A 15,977-nucleotide genomic window follows, 5' to 3' on the forward strand; every position below is an offset into this window, starting at 1 on the left:
CTTTTTTGTGTATTAATCATCTCATAGTTCTACTAATGTGTAATTGAAATCTACTGCAATTGATATCTTTCATTATTAGCGAGAAGAAAAGGGAGGGGACATACGCACGATTTCGGTTTGGAAGACCCTAACAAATAGGCAGAAGTTATGAAAAAATCTCCAAGAAATTGACAGACGAGGTGGAATGGTACTTATGTTGAAAAAAATCAAAAAAACGACATCCCTTGCATTGGCTACTGCAGTAATCTTTACATCATTTTCGTTTGGCTTTGTCAACACGAACGTATACGCACAGCAAACGGCTGGGAAAGCTCCGTTTATGAACTCGTGGCTGGTCTCCGGTCCATTCGATTCGCCCGTAGCGGATCAAATCTATGCATGTGAAACGGGAGAAATCGTTAATTTAGCGCCGCAGGCATCGGAAATTACGGCATCATCAGCTCTTCCAACGAATCCTGTCACCCATTTGGTTGACGGAAGCACCAAAAAACAGTGGGTTACGGAAAATGACTCTAGTCCGTGGGTGAATTTGAAGTGGAGCAAACCTATTGCAATTAATGAAGTTAAATTAGCGCAATGGGGCGACTCGCGTCACGTCAACAATTGGTATCATCTTACTTTCACTCTTGAAGATGGAAGCAAAGTAGAATCCGGAAAGATTGACAGCACGTCTCCAAGCTCGTCGGAACCGACCATATATGTCATGCAGACTGCATTAAAAAATGTAGTTGAAATGAAGGTTGAAGTCGACAAAGGACGTACGCCTTATCCTTCGGTAACGGGTATATCGGAAATAGAGGTCTATAACAAGGCTAAGGATGAATCCGGCACGGGCACTAATGTAATCGCTCCCAAAGTCGGAGATCCGTTAAGCTCATCGAATGAAAGTCATAAGTGGGAATATTTCGACGATCGTATTTATAACCGAAATTATGATGATTATCAAGATTTATACGGTTACTTTACGGTCAAAAAAGGTGTCGATACGAGAAACAAATATGTATATGCCAACACCTACGTGTACAGTCCCGTACAACAACAAGCTTATTTTAATGTAGGTGCAAGCGGTTCGTATCGGCTCTATGTAAATGATACATGCGTCACCACACCGACCACCCCGGTGGAAGTGCAGAAGGATCTGACAAAACAAGCGATTCAATTGAAACAGGGTTGGAATAAACTGATGATTCAAATCAAGCATACCTATACAGAAGATGTGAATGCCAACAATGTTCCGGTAGGGAAAGATCAGCATGTGGCCTATCTCGGGTTTTATGGCCGAGTCGCAGATCAAAACGGCAATAAAATAAGCGGATTAATCCAATCGGTCGAAGGTGAAACAGAAAATTTGAAAATTGTTACGCAAGGCCTTTCAACCGAGGATGATTTGGAAGCATCGCTTCCGACCGAAACGATGCCGATTGGTTATAAGGAATGGCCTTATGTATGGAATAAATCGACGACGAACAACCAACACGGCGTCGCGGCATCGGCATTTCAATTTATGGCTAGTGGCGGGAAGCCAGGTTATACGTGGACGATCGTAGACGGCAAACTGCCTGACGGATTGGAATTAAATGCAGATGGAACCATTGCAGATGGATTAGTGAATGGAAATGTCGATTTAACTAGCAGTAAGGGTATCATCGATATTAACACGAAACCAGGTGATTATAACTTTACTGTACAAGTAACGGATCTTGATGGGAATAAAGTTAGTAAGGATATGACCATTACAGTAAAGGAACGCCCCAACAAATGGTTTGAAGAGGGCAAGGTTGGCGCGTTAAGTCATACAATTGTCACTTACGGCTATTTTGTCGACCCCAATTACTCCGCTGATTTATGGGCAGAGAGAGCCAGACGTCAGGGACATTCACTCGTCTCGATTGAAGCATTGCAACAAAATTATTACTGGCCGTCAAAATTTTCGGATCCGAAACACGACCGGCAAAAATATCTTCCAAAGGATGAGAATGGTCAAGTCGTAGATGGATTAAAACAGTTTGAAGAAGCCGTAAAACGTAATGACATGAAATTCGGCATCTATTACGCAACCGAAGGCGGAGGCTTACAACATTTTTCTACGGATGTGTTTATGCAGAACGTGGAGGACCTCATTTTGCGGTATGATCCTGCTTACCTTTATTTTGACGGTCCGCAGGCAATGCGCAGTGCTAATTATGATGTGATGTACAGTAATATACGCAATTACAGCGATGAAATTATTGTCAACTCCAATGCATGGGGCGAAGAGTACGGCGACCCGGACTTAAGAACCGCCGAAGCAAGTCATATTTATGCGAATACGGGAGCAAATCATCTTGTAAAACGTACTACAATGGAACCATGGAAGTCTGTTCACACCAAGAACAACTATACGCCATACTATGAAAAACGCGATGATTACCGTCAGGTCGCGAAAGAAATGATCATGAATACCGGCAGGGGCTATGTGGATAACAACGACCAAATGCCGCTTATGAGCCGCGGAACAAACTGGGATTCTCCAGAAGACGTTGCCACAAGATATCCAAAATCCGTTCAGGAGTTTATCGATGTTCGCGAAGGGCTTGCAAGCTGGTTCGCGCCTGAGGGCAAGCAGGAAAGACACGAATCAACGACAGGTACAATGCCCTATTTCCTTAGCGGCTACGGTTACGAAGACGATGGAAAAGGAAACTATGATAAGTTTGCACATCCCAATAGTACAACAGGCCCGCAATGGGGATATGCAACCTCTAGAGATAACAATATCTATCTTCATATTATGAAAGATCCCGACAGTAAAAAAGGGTTCGATGCGATTGCCGGAAGATCCTTGACCATTGGTCCGATCAAAGATAATGTAACATCGGTAACTTGGTTAAACGAGAATAGTCCGATCCAGTCGTATACACAAAATGGGGACAACCTAACAATCGATCTTGCCAACGTTTCGGAGGATCCGATCGATACGATCATCAAGATTGTAACGGACAATTCCACTCGCAAATATACGCTTACGAATGTCAAAGCGACGGGCGAGCAGTTATCGCCTTCATCACTGCAAATTCACGCGGAGGGATATATGACCTTCTCAGCGCTGAAAGCGAAGCTTTCCGGTTTAACTTACGATAGCGGGAATGCTGACATAGCGGCAGTCGATAATAACGGAATCGTAACTGCAGTATCGAACGGAACGACAAGCATCACTGTAAGCGGCACTTATGAGGGAGTGACGAAACAGGATACATTGAAGGTAACGGCAAGAGACGGCAACATTTATGTGGGTGAAAGCATGATCGGGGCAACTTTGCATGTCAATGGCAAGGAGGCATACGGTGAATTCAACACATTAGAAACACTCGGCTATCAGATTGAGGGCAGGTCAGCGAAAGGCGGAGCCATCGGATTGGATGCGGCGCAAATTGTATGGCACGGCGGCATCGTTGACTTGCAGGCGGGAGACAAGAATAAGCCAGTTGTGATCAAAGAGGTTAGTACCTTCACTTTCAACAAAAATGTAATGATCACACCGTATGTCGATCAACTGACGAGAGGCGTTGTATGGGCGGATGTCACGTTAGACGGGAAGACGTTTACAACCAATAAAGTTTTCATGGATGTGCGTCCTTACACCAATCTTGCGAAGTCTGCCGAGATTACAGCGAGCCATAATCAAGCAGCGGTAGAACATTTAGTGAATGGCACAGCTATCGACGGTATTCATTTTGATCAAGCCAAATGGTCCGTTGCGGCAGAAGAAAAGGCATGGATTCAATTTAAACTGCCAACCAAGTCCGATATTGCAAACATCAATATCAACTTCAATTCGTTGGATCAAAGATATATCAATACGCCGAAATCGATTAAAATTCAAACGAGCGAGGATGGTACGACCTGGAACGATGTCAGCACTGTTACTGGTCCGACGGGGAATGCTTATTTTGGATTCTATAATCAATATCCAGTAAACACTTCGGCGCAATATGTCAAAATCGTATTTGAGGGCGGCTCGAACGGATCGACGATGGATTTGCTAGAAGTAGCTGTGAACGGAATCGATAAGTCCAATTTGTTCGATAGCTTCGATTACGAGTTCAAATCAGTAGACGCGACGACAGGTAAATTTGACATTAAAGCGTATACTGGAGCGGGCGAGCAAATCAATGAAAATATCGAGATTGCGGTAACAAGCGAAAATCAGGATGTCATTGCGGTGGATCAATCCAACCTGATAACGGCTGTTTCCGAAGGCATGGCCAAGCTGAAGATTAAGGTAATGATTGGCGGACGCACATTGGAGAAACTGGCATATTTATTCGTTGATAAGTCAGGACAACTCTATATGGATTCTTATTTGGACAAAGTCAGCGTTACGCTGAATAAGACGACAATTAAAGCTAACGAACCGATCGTTGCTGCTATTGAAGGTTTATTAGACACGGGAGAAAAAGGTGATTTATCCAGAGCTGTAGTCGAATATCTGTTTAGTGACTCGAGATTGGAAGTTGTTCCAGGCAGCAATACAATTGTGGTCAAAGAAGCTGTCAACAAAACGTTCCAATCGACCGTGAAAGCAAGAGTAACGCTGGACGGAGTGACTGTGGAGTCAAGTGAGCAAACCATTACTGCTTTAGGCAGAAATATAGCCGACATCGCCAGTGTATCCGTATCCTCTGTAAGAGACAGGAACGGTGTCCCTAATGGAGACGATCAGGATGATCGATATTTGGGAATTAAAGCAATTGACGGTAATAAAGGAACGACATGGGCTGCAAAAAGTGCGGATAAATCCCCATGGATAAAGCTTCAATTCACTGGTCCTATGGAAATTAGCCATATTAATCTGGTGGATAGAGGACACGATGTTAACCAAATTGTTGAGGGACTCCTTGAGTGGGAGGGCGGAAGCCAAAAGGTAACGGGTATCAAATGGGAAGGTCAACCGGATAACATCGTGACATTGGATGCTCCGATAACGACAAGCTGGATTAAGTTTACTATCGATCCGGAAAGTAAATACAGCAATCCAAGCGGTGCAGAATGCGGACTGGCAGAGTTTGAAGTATACGAAGCTCAGAAGCCATTCGTAAAAACGATAGTAGATTATAAATCGGTCGCCGTAGATACGGACCAAGGCGTAATCCCCGTACTTCCTGCACAGGTTGAAGCTGTGTACAACGACGGAACGACAGGATTAGCGGATGTTGTGTGGGCGCCGATTACGGCAGAAATGGTAGCTGAGCCTGGCGTACTTACCGTTAAAGGAACGGTAGAAGGGGCTTCGGCAGAACCAAAAGCTATCATCAGAGTAGCCGGGGTTCAACAATCGTTTACGCTCAGCTTGAACCAACCGTCATTCAGCTTGACCGTTGGCAATACGGTTCAAACGGTCGTCACATCGACATACGAATCCGGCGCGGTGAAGGATGTCACTTCACTAGCCGAATTCACGACAGAGGACGGGAAGATTGCCACTGTAGATAACAAAGGAATGATCACCGGGGTAGGGGAAGGTAGCACGACGGTGAGCGCATCTTATGGCGGAAAAACAGTAACGGCGCAGGTTCATGTGACAAAGGGTGACGAGCAGCAAACGGCTGTGAAGCTTTCCGGTCCGTCTTCGGTTGTGAAGGGCGAGCCGTTCTCGGTGAGCTATGGTCTGAAGGAAGTGCAAAATCTGGTGCTGGGCCAGGATGTGCTGCTCCAGTATGACTCCAGCCTCTATGAATTCAAAGGTGCGGTTGCCATTCTTGAGGGTATTAGTGTCTATGTAGAGGAGATGCCTGCTCCTGGACAAATACGTATGCTAGTCGCTAGTCATGGAATAGACAATGCGATCAAGAATGATTCAGAAATAGTAGAGCTGAAATTTATCGCTAAGCAAGTCTCGAAGAACGCAAGCGGGTCGATCACGGTTACAAGCGCTTCTTTAGGCGACGCGCAAGGAAACGAAAGTCAAGCGATTCCGGCGTCCATACGCGTTGAAGTGACGGCGGCATTGCCGGGCGACTCGAACAACGATAATAAGCACTCGATCGCCGATCTTGCCATCGCAGCGGCTCATTATGGCATGAATGACAAGCATCCGGATTGGAATCAGTTCAAGTCCGCGGACATCGATGGAAGTGGCGTTATCGATATTGTGGATCTTGCGGCGATTGCTAGAAAGATTTTGGAATAACCTGACCCATTACTGGGAAGTAACAACGAATATTCATAAGTGCTAACCAAACAACCATCCGCCTGGCTCATTATGCCGGAGCGGATGGTTGTTTTGCGTGCGATGCGGAAATCAATGGTTGTTTCATATGAAAGAATTGTAAAATATTAATGAAAATAGCACATTTTAGAGACTTTCTTTAGTTAATTTTCAGTGAAATATCTCCTTTTTTCTGTATTCAAGATAGGTCAGATTCATTAATGTTGAGTTGTTATCGGAGTTTTGCACCAAACATCATTGGCTGTCCCGTTACGAAGGCATACGCACAGCAGGAGGGATAGAGGACACAAAGTTAACCGAATTGTTAAAGGGCTTTTTAAGGAGGTGAAATTTTGTATTCTTTACTGCGTTGTGAATAGATAAGTGTTTTTGAAAGCGGCATCAATCCAGGCGGAACGACTAATAAGGATTATTTCCAAAAAACTTTAACGGAGGAATAAGACGTTGAGAAAAAAATTAAAGCGATTTTCTTCTTTATTATTAGCTAGTACTATAGTGGCTTCGTCGTTTTCGTATATGAATACAAACCTTGTAGAAGCGGCTCGAACGAACGGCACCGCGTCGTACATAAACCAATGGGCGGTCTCCGGTCCTTTTACAAACGAGCAAGCTCTTGGAAATGTTATGCCTATCATTGGCGAGTCTTTTGCTAACCCGGACAACACAGAAACATCCACTTGGCAATATTTCGACGACCGTATCTTCAATCGCAACTATGATGATTACAATGACCTGATGGGTTATTTTGATGTCAAACAGGGGCAGGATACACTCAATAAGTGGTTAGTGGCTGGGACCTATGTTTACAGCCCCACAGCACAAACGGTTCAGTGGCAGGTAGGCGGTTCGGGTGTGTATAAACTTTTTGCCAACGATATTCTCAGTGGACAACAAACTTCGAGTCCAGGTCGTGTGAGCAAGAGCGGTACCCAATATGCAATCAATTTAAAACAAGGTTGGAACAAGCTTTTCATTGAAATTCAGCACAAAAACCCAAGCAGTAATAAGAATTTTTTCGGCTTTTATACAAGACTTTCCGACACCAACGGAAATGAAATTCCTGGCCTCACATATTCTGTAACGGGACCAAACGTAACAAACAACCAACTGAAAATTGTGACACAGGGCCTTGCAATTGATAAACAAGCATTTGATGCCCGCAATGCAAATGTCCCGGCCAACGACTATCCTTCAAACACACTTCCATACGCTTACGATGAAAATCCATATGTATGGATGGTTGGGAAAATTAACGGAAATGTGAATACATCGGGTAATGCCCCGCAGGCATCTTCCTTTACATTCCAGGCTGCCGGCGGAAATCCCAGCTACACTTGGGAAATTGCCGATGGTCAGTTGCCACCCGGTCTGACATTGGCAGCAGACGGTCACATTGATGGTAAGGTTTCAGACGGCGCTCACGGCACTTCACAAAAGGATTACACCTTCACAGTGAAGGTAACGGACGCTCAAGGTACTACTGCAACAAATCCATATACCATCACTGTCAAGGAAAATCCGGTTGATTGGTTTATTGAGGGCAAGATGTCGGCACTGTCACACACCACAGGCACTTTACCGAACCTTTATGACCCGAACTTCAACTATGACACGTGGGCACAGGCAGCTAAAGAATTGGGAATGACCATGCTTTCGACAGAAAGCATTCAAAACACCATTTACTACTGGCCGTCACCCAATGCGAACTTGACCCCGAACGACAGTAACAAATTGTACAAATACAACGCTTTATACCAGTCTGAGGGCGGCAAATGGCAAGTAAAAGACAGAGTGATGCAGGCAAAGCAGGCTGTTGAGCGTTACGGCATGAAGTTCGGTGTGTACTTGTCGGCACTGTACGAAGGAAAAGAAATTATAGAAAGCGATATCCAAGGTTTGGTAGCAAGATACAATCCATGGTATATCTTCGTCGATGGTGGTCCTGCAAGCTATTCCAATCCTGACGTGGCGTGGAGTTCTGCCCGCAACTATAACGACCGTGTTTTAATTGATGCCAACCCCGATGCGCAAACGGGTGACCAAGATATTACGATTCACGAGCGTAATTTCTGGAACAGTGAACCTTATAATTATGGTAACTGGAAAAACGGTATTTTGCCACAGACCAGAAAAGTTGCCCATGAGGAATGGAACGATCCATATACAACTGGATTGGATGTCTGGAAACAATATGCAGGTGGAAACGAACGTGATAATTGGACTTATTTAGCAAAGGAGATCCTCAACCAATACGGACATGGTTATGTCATGAATTATGACCAGACCTTTGGTAGATCCCGCGGTATGGATAACCTGTCTAGTAGTTTGGATAACACAAATATCTTCTCAATGATACCTGTTACCACACAGCAACTGCTTGATATGCGTACTTCCATTACAAAGTGGATGGTAAATGCAGGCGGTCCCGACCTTCGCGAGTCCATGTACGGCACTATGCCATACACCTTGGATTACACCATTAAATCAGGATGGTATACCGACCCGCAAATGGCTATCGCCCATGGTCAGGGTCCAGACTGGGGTTACGCCATGTCCCGTGACCAGAATGTCTATATGCACATGATCCAAAACCAGATTCCGGGTACGAGCAAGGCAGGATTTACCGGCCAAGCCTCGATGAGCGGAATTGGTCCCTTCGATTACCCGGTTGACAAGGTCGAGTGGCTGAACAAGGGTGGTTCCCTGTCATTCACAACTGGGCAAAGAAATGGCAAAACCTATATTACAATTGACACTTCAAGTGTTGTTGCCGACCCTGTTGATACAATCATTAAAATTACAACACAAAACCCTGCAAGAACATACAAAATGACAAGTGTTAAATTGTTCAGCAGCCAAACTGAACCAAACAAACTGAAACTTAGAGCAGAGAGCTATATGAATAACTACACCAATGCTTTCGCGCCTGCTACACTTAACTACACAAGCGATAAAACAAGTGTAGCAACTGTAGACTCTGCAACAGGTTTGGTAACAGCTGTCGGTGACGGTACAGCTACAATCACCGTTACGGCAACCTATGATGATGGTGTGAACGCTCCTCAGGTGAAGACCGACACATACCCTGTAAAGGTGTCGGGCGGTGCGATTTCAGCTGCACTTCCGCTGGTTGGTGTTAATATGTTGACAAAAAGCGTTGTGTTATGGGGACAATTCTCCACGAACAAAGACCTTCCTGTGACATTCCAGGGATTCACAGAAAAAGGCGGCGCGGTTGATATTCTGAACGGCACGAATATCAAATACCACTATGCAACCGTTGACGGCAACCGTAACAACTCTACAGGTAAAATCATTGTAACTGAAGTGCCAGCAGATCAAGTACCGTTCGTTGTAAATGGCAGCACCATGCAATTTACAGGTAAAGTTTCCATCCCTACGATGTACAGCTATTGGGCTGATATCACGGTAGACGGAAAGACTTATACATCAAGCCGCAATTACATTACACTAATTCCGGATGCAAACGTCGCAGCTGGCATTGTGCCGACTGTTACAAGCGACAGCAGTAACGCTGACAAATTATCTAACGGCATCATCAATGATTCTACCGGCGGCAATCTCGCAAAGTGGGTAGCGCCGGCAAGCGACGCAAATCCGAGCATCACGTATGATTTGGGCAAACTGCAAAATCTAAGCCGCGTTAATATTTTCTTCAACCACCACATGCCGAATGCCAACAACGTTACTTACTACAACGTGCCGAATAAGGTAAAGATTCAGTATAGCGTTGACGGAACAAATTGGATAACAGGTAATGAAACAAATACATTGTCCGGCGGCGGATTGCCAACGAAAGATACACTGGCTGTTCCGAAAAGCGATACAACCTTGTATGCTTGGGAGCAAGAGGGCTTGTATTACAACTATCCGGTTGATCCAGACAAATCCGGCGTACAGGCGCGTTATGTAAGAGTATCCTTCCCTGGCGGGGGTCAAGGCGGCAGCCCGATTGATGTGCTGGAGGTTCAAGTATTCTCATCAGCAGATTTATCAGGGCTTGGCAGCATTAAGCTTGATCCGAATATCGGAACGGATAACAACACGGTAACGGTTGATGTAGAAGGTTCTTCCTTTTTAGGTGATCCTCTGGACCTAACAGGTGCGAACATCACGATCACAAGCGAAAACCCGTCCGTTGCAGCAGTTGGCGCAGATGGTGTGATCACAGCTGTTCATGAGGGTAAGGCTAAGATCAATGTATCTGTTAAGCTAGGCGGCAACATCGTAATCGATTATTTCTATGTTACTGTAGACGCTAACGGAAAAATACATCTAGATACTTTTCTGAAAGAAGCAAAGCTTTCTCTAAATAAAACTACAATTCAAGCCAATAAACCAATCATTGCTTCAATTGAAGGCCTCTTAAATACAGGAGAAACAGCTGATGTATCAAGGGCTACTGTAGAATATAAATTTAGTGATGAAAGGTTATCCGTTGTTGAGGGCAGCAATACAATCATTGTTAAAGGCAATATAGGTAGTGGATTTAATGCGACCGTTGCCGTTAAGGTGACTTTAGACGGGCTGACCGTTGAAAGTCGTCCTATGACAATTGAAGCAGTTAGGGATAGTATCCCTCAGTCGCAAATGACGGCAACGGCGACAAGTGAGGAATTTCAAGAATTTCTTGGGGGAGACAACAGAGCCCCGATGGCGATTGATGGAAAAATTGACACGATGTGGCACACGAAATGGGATGGTTCCGATGTACTCCCCCAATCGATTACGTTAAACCTTGGAGGAACCTACAATATCGATACAATCGCCTATTTGCCAAGGGAATCAGGCGGCAATGGAACGATTACAGGCTATAATGTATATGTAAGTGCGAATGGAGTGGACTTTGCCAAGGTTGCAAGCGGAACTTGGGCAAACGACACGAAAGTGAAATTCGCAAGTTTTACAAAGGCGAATGCATCGTATGTCAAGCTCGAAGCAACGGCGGGTGCTGGCGGCTTCGCAGCGGCTGCGGAGATCAATGTCTTTAAAGTAAATGATGAAGTCGTGAAAACGATCGTTGATTACAAGTCGGTTGCTGTGGATACGGGCATAGGTAGAATACCATCACTACCTGCACAGATCGAGGCTGTATACAGCGATGGAACAACTGGATTAGTTGACGTTGCATGGGCGCCTGTTACTGTAGATATGGTATCACATGAAGGTGTATTTACAGTAAACGGCACGGTAGCAGGAACCTCGGTCCAAGCAAAAGCGATCTACAGAGTAGCAGCTGATTTCAAACCTGCTCTACGAGAAGTTAAGCTTTCTTTGGATAAGCAAGACATCAAGAAGAACGAACCGATTGTCGGGACTATAGTGGGAACATTAAATACTGGCGAACAGGTGGATGTATCAAAAGCTGCTGTAGAGTATGTGTTCAGTGATTCAAGATTAGAGGTTGTTCCGGGCAGTAATACAATTGTGATCAAAGGAGATTTGAATACATCATTCCTTGCGACTGTTAAAGCGAATGTAACTCTGGATGGAGTAACCGTGGAGACCAAGCAGATGACGATTTCAGCTCTAATTGGAAACATAGCCAATATCGCAAATGTATCTGTAAAGTCAGTCAGGGGTAATGGTGATTCCAGATATGTTGGTAGTAAAGCGGTAGATGGTGATAAGAATACAAGTTGGGCATCATCTCCGAGTGATAATACCAAGGCTCCATGGATTCAATTGGATTTCGCTGCTCCATTAACCATCAGTAAGGTGAACCTGATAGACCGTGGCCACCAGGTCAATCAGATTGGAGAAGGGCTTTTGGAATGGGAAGGAGGCAGCAGGAAGGTAACGAATATTCTGTGGAATGGAAAGCCTGACAATATCGTCACGTTTGATACGCCGATCGTGACCAGCTGGATCAAATTCACGATTGACCCCGAGAATAAGTTCTCAAATGTAAATGGTTCGGAACAGGGAGAACTTGGTCTTACAGAATTTGAGGTATTTACACCGACTAAAGAATTTGTAAAGACGATTGTCGATTACAAATCGGTTGCTGTAGATACGAACGTTGGCGTCATTCCAACTCTTCCGGCACAGGTTGAGGCTGTGTACAACGACGGAACGACAGGATTAGCGGATGTTGTGTGGGCTCCGATTACGGCAGAAATGGTAGCTGAGCCTGGCGTACTTACCGTTAAAGGAACGGTAGAAGGGGCTTCGGCGGAACCGAAAGCTATCGTCAGAGTAGCCGAGGCTGGGCAATCGTTTACGCTCAACTTGAACCAACCGTCATTCAGCTTGACCGTAGGCAATACGGTTCAAACGGTCGTCACATCGACATACGAATCCGGCGCGGTGAAGGATGTCACCTTGCTAGCCGAATTCATGACAGAGGACGGGAAGATTGCCACTGTAGATAACAAAGGAATGGTCACCGGGGTAGGGGAAGGAATCACGACGCTGAGCGCAACTTATGGCGGAAAAACGGTGACGGCGCAGGTTCATGTGACAAAGGGTGACGAGCATCAAACGGCTGTAAAGCTTTCCGGTCCGTCTTCGGTTGTGAAGGGCGAGCCGTTCTCGGTGAGCTATGGCCTGAAGGAAGTGCAAAATCTGGTTCTGGGCCAGGATGTGCTGCTCCAGTATGACTCCAGCCTCTATGAATTCAAAGGTGCGGTTGCCATTCTTGAGGGTATTAGTGTCTATGTACAGGAGATGCCTGCACCTGGACAAATACGTTTGCTAGTCGCTAGTCATGGAATAGACAATGCGATCAAGAATGGTTCAGAAATAGTAGAGCTGAAATTTATCGCTAAGCAAGTATCGAAGAACGCAAGCGGGTCGATAACGGTTACAAGCGCTTCTTTAGGCGACGCGCAAGGAAATGAAAGTCAAGCGATTCCGGCGTCCATACGCGTTGAAGTGATGGTGGCTCCTGTATTGCCGGGTGACTCGAATAACGATAACAAGTACTCGATCGCCGATCTTGCCATCGCAGCGGCTCATTATGGCATGAATGACAAGCATCCGGATTGGAATCAGTTCAAGTCCGCGGACTTCGACGGAAGTGGCGTTATCGATATTGTGGATCTTGCGGAGATTGCTAGAAAGATTTTGGAATGATTTTTATTTACCACTTTGATTCTCTCTACGATTAAATAAATCGACCAACATGGTCGGTGAAAACACAGCAGGCACGGCTCAATCATTCCGATGATTGAGCCGTGCCTTATCCCTATGCAGAGCTTCTCTTTTTAGAGACTCGTTAGTTTTTGATGTGCCGATTCTATTGAATTTGATGTTTTATTCACTTTTTATTGTTGCATATGGTAAGGGTAACCATATATACTGAGGTCGTAAACAATAAGAGAATAGCCATTCTACTATCGAAAGGAAGAATTAATAATGATCCGTAAATTACTTTTGTTCAGCTTGGCTTTATTCCTGTGTGCATCTAGTTTACCTCCAAAAGCTGCGTTTGCAGCGAAAGAGCAAGCCTATTCGCTATCCATCGCCAATGCCAGCCCGAAGGTGAACCAAACCTTTCAGGTCAAAGTGAATGGAACAGATGTTATTGATTTGTACGCGTTTGAAATTAATTTAACTTATGATTCGAAACGTCTGCAGTTTGTGAGCGCGGACCTTGGAAAAGAAGGGTTCGCAGTAAAACCGATTTTAAAAGGGAATACAATTCAGTTAGCGCATACACAAATAGGAGAAAAGGCAGGCAAAAAAGGAAATGTGACCCTGGGCACACTAACCTTTAAGGCGATTGCTGCGGGATCGGCCGATATTGCACTTTCAAACATTAAAGTAGTAAATTCCAAAATAGAATCCAAGGTCATTTCAAGTCGTTCCAGTGTGAAAGCTGTTGTGAAAGGCGATACGGGAACTAACGGATTTACTGACATTTCCAGTCACTGGGCGAAATCGTCTATCGAAGAAGCAGTTAAGCTAGGATTCATCACAGGCTTCACTGATGGCACATTCCGTCCGAACGCACAAACAACGCGAAGTGAATTCGCTGTCATGTTGAGCCGTGCATTGAATCTAGAAGGCGAAGAAAGAGAGCTGCCTTTCACAGATCTGAATAAGATTCCGGCTTGGGCTAGACCTTCCATCTCACGAACGATAGAAGCAGGAATTTTGAAGGGCTATGACAATAATACCTTCGGTCCGACACGTAATATTACTCGTTCTGAAATGACGGTCATGATCGTCCGTGCACTAGGGCTCAAAGTAGATCCGAAAGCGAAGTTATCTTTTGCCGATGCGGACAAAGTAGCTGAGTGGGCAAGGCCTTCTGTAGCCGCAGCGTATGAAGCGAATCTCGTTAAGGGTCGAGGGAAGAACCTCTTTGCACCGAATGAGAATGCCACGAGAGCTGAAGCGGTGATGATGATCTTAGGGGTGCTGGAACATAAAGAAAAGGCAAATTAATAGTAAAATGAAAAAGGATTAATTAAGGGTTAAAGCGTTTGGATATTGCAGTTGTTGCTAGATTGATACAGGGTTAAATAAGGACAGGGGGAGGCAGCAAAGCCTTCCCTTCTTCTATTACTGATGATGCCAATTATCAAAATCTCCGTTTTTTCATCATAATGTCCGCATAGTGCAAAATTAAGTCTCGTTAGTTCAAAGACTAATATAGCTTGGGAGTTTATCATATCAGACAACACTATCATTTATTGATTCGTGACGGGCAGCAGCTGTTCCAGCATCGAATGATGTTCCAATTTCTGATAGCGTTTGCAAACGAAATTTAATCACTTAACTAAGGAAAAGAGGATTTAAATATGATCACAAACCAAATACAGCAATTAGGAAATACGGCACGCAGCTATGAACTTGTTGAAGGCTGGGCAAAGCTTCCTTCTCACTTGGAGCTTGGCTACACACATGGAATCGTCGTAGATCAACAGGATAACGTCTATGTCTTTCATACAGGAAAGCCCTCCATTTTCAAATTTGATCAGAATGGGGAATTTCAAGCGGCTTGGGGCGAAGAGTTCGAGGGCGGCGCACACGGATTTTATCTTCATAAGGAGCAAAATAGTGAATACCTGTATATCACAGACACATCTCGCGGTAATGTTGTAAAAATGGATTTGAGCGGAAATCACTTATTGACATTAGGAACACCTGATCGTCCTGATATTTACAACGAGGAGCTTAAATATATCCCTACAGATGTAGCCGTTTCGGCAAATGGCGATATTTATGTATCCGACGGTTATGGACAAAGCTGGATTCATCAATATACAGCAGCTGGGGAATATATCCGTTCTTGGGGTGGGAAAGGTACGGACTTAGGACAATTGAACTGCCCGCATGGTATTTCCATTGATATTCGCAGTGGTATAGAAGAAGTTTATGTAGCGGATCGCGGCAATCATCGGATACAAGTCTTCACCTTACAGGGCGATTTCAAAAGAGTCATCGTCGATGATATGGATATGCCCTGCAGCTTCTATTATCACGGGGACGATCTCTTCTTCCCAGACTTAAACAGTCGGATTACGATCTTCGACAAAAATGATCGGTTGATCTGTCATTTAGGCGAAGATCAGCAGGCCTACAAACAAGAAGGCTGGCCGAATTTACCTAAGTCTTACTACAAAGATAATAAATTCAGCTCACCGCATGGTGTTTGTGTCGATTCTAAAGGTTCTGTTTATGTTGCTGAATGGATTTTCGATGGACGTGTAACTAAGCTTACACTTGCATAATTAACTGGTAAACAATCATTATTACCTAGTCATAGAAGCTGATAAAGTAGGTAAACTTTAGTTTC

The 15,977-nt window shown here is 44.6% G+C and carries 4 protein-coding genes; all 4 read left to right on the top strand.

Annotated features, from left to right (window positions below):
* The first annotated feature begins 193 nt into the window (after positions 1-193).
* The 4 genes from AC0YN6_RS06495 (at position 194) to AC0YN6_RS06510 (ending at position 15,912) form a co-directional block, all read left to right on the top strand.
* A complete protein-coding gene (locus tag AC0YN6_RS06495) occupies positions 194-6,169 on the top strand; it encodes a discoidin domain-containing protein (RefSeq protein WP_475745825.1) in 5,976 nt (1,991 codons plus the stop codon).
* Between the two features lie 483 nt (positions 6,170-6,652).
* Positions 6,653-13,306, top strand: coding sequence for a discoidin domain-containing protein (locus tag AC0YN6_RS06500; RefSeq protein WP_475745827.1), 6,654 nt, complete (start codon positions 6,653-6,655; stop codon positions 13,304-13,306).
* Between the two features lie 282 nt (positions 13,307-13,588).
* Positions 13,589-14,623 carry an S-layer homology domain-containing protein gene (locus AC0YN6_RS06505; RefSeq protein WP_475745828.1) on the top strand — a complete coding sequence of 345 codons (1,035 nt, stop codon included), beginning with the start codon at positions 13,589-13,591 and terminating at the stop codon, positions 14,621-14,623.
* A gap of 356 nt (positions 14,624-14,979) precedes the next feature.
* A complete protein-coding gene (locus tag AC0YN6_RS06510) occupies positions 14,980-15,912 on the top strand; it encodes an NHL repeat-containing protein (RefSeq protein ID WP_475745829.1) in 933 nt (310 codons plus the stop codon).
* The last annotated feature ends 65 nt before the right edge of the window (positions 15,913-15,977 follow it).

Source organism: Paenibacillus sp. J22P15, from assembly GCF_056269345.1.

What these genes read in the sequence shown, in the direction of transcription:
- AC0YN6_RS06495 (WP_475745825.1), top strand. Translation starts at nt 194, where the DNA reads ATGTTGAAAAAAATCAAAAAAACGACATCCCTTGCATTGGCTACTGCA.
- AC0YN6_RS06505 (WP_475745828.1), top strand. Translation starts at nt 13,589, where the DNA reads ATGATCCGTAAATTACTTTTGTTCAGCTTGGCTTTATTCCTGTGTGCA.
- AC0YN6_RS06510 (WP_475745829.1), top strand. Translation starts at nt 14,980, where the DNA reads ATGATCACAAACCAAATACAGCAATTAGGAAATACGGCACGCAGCTAT.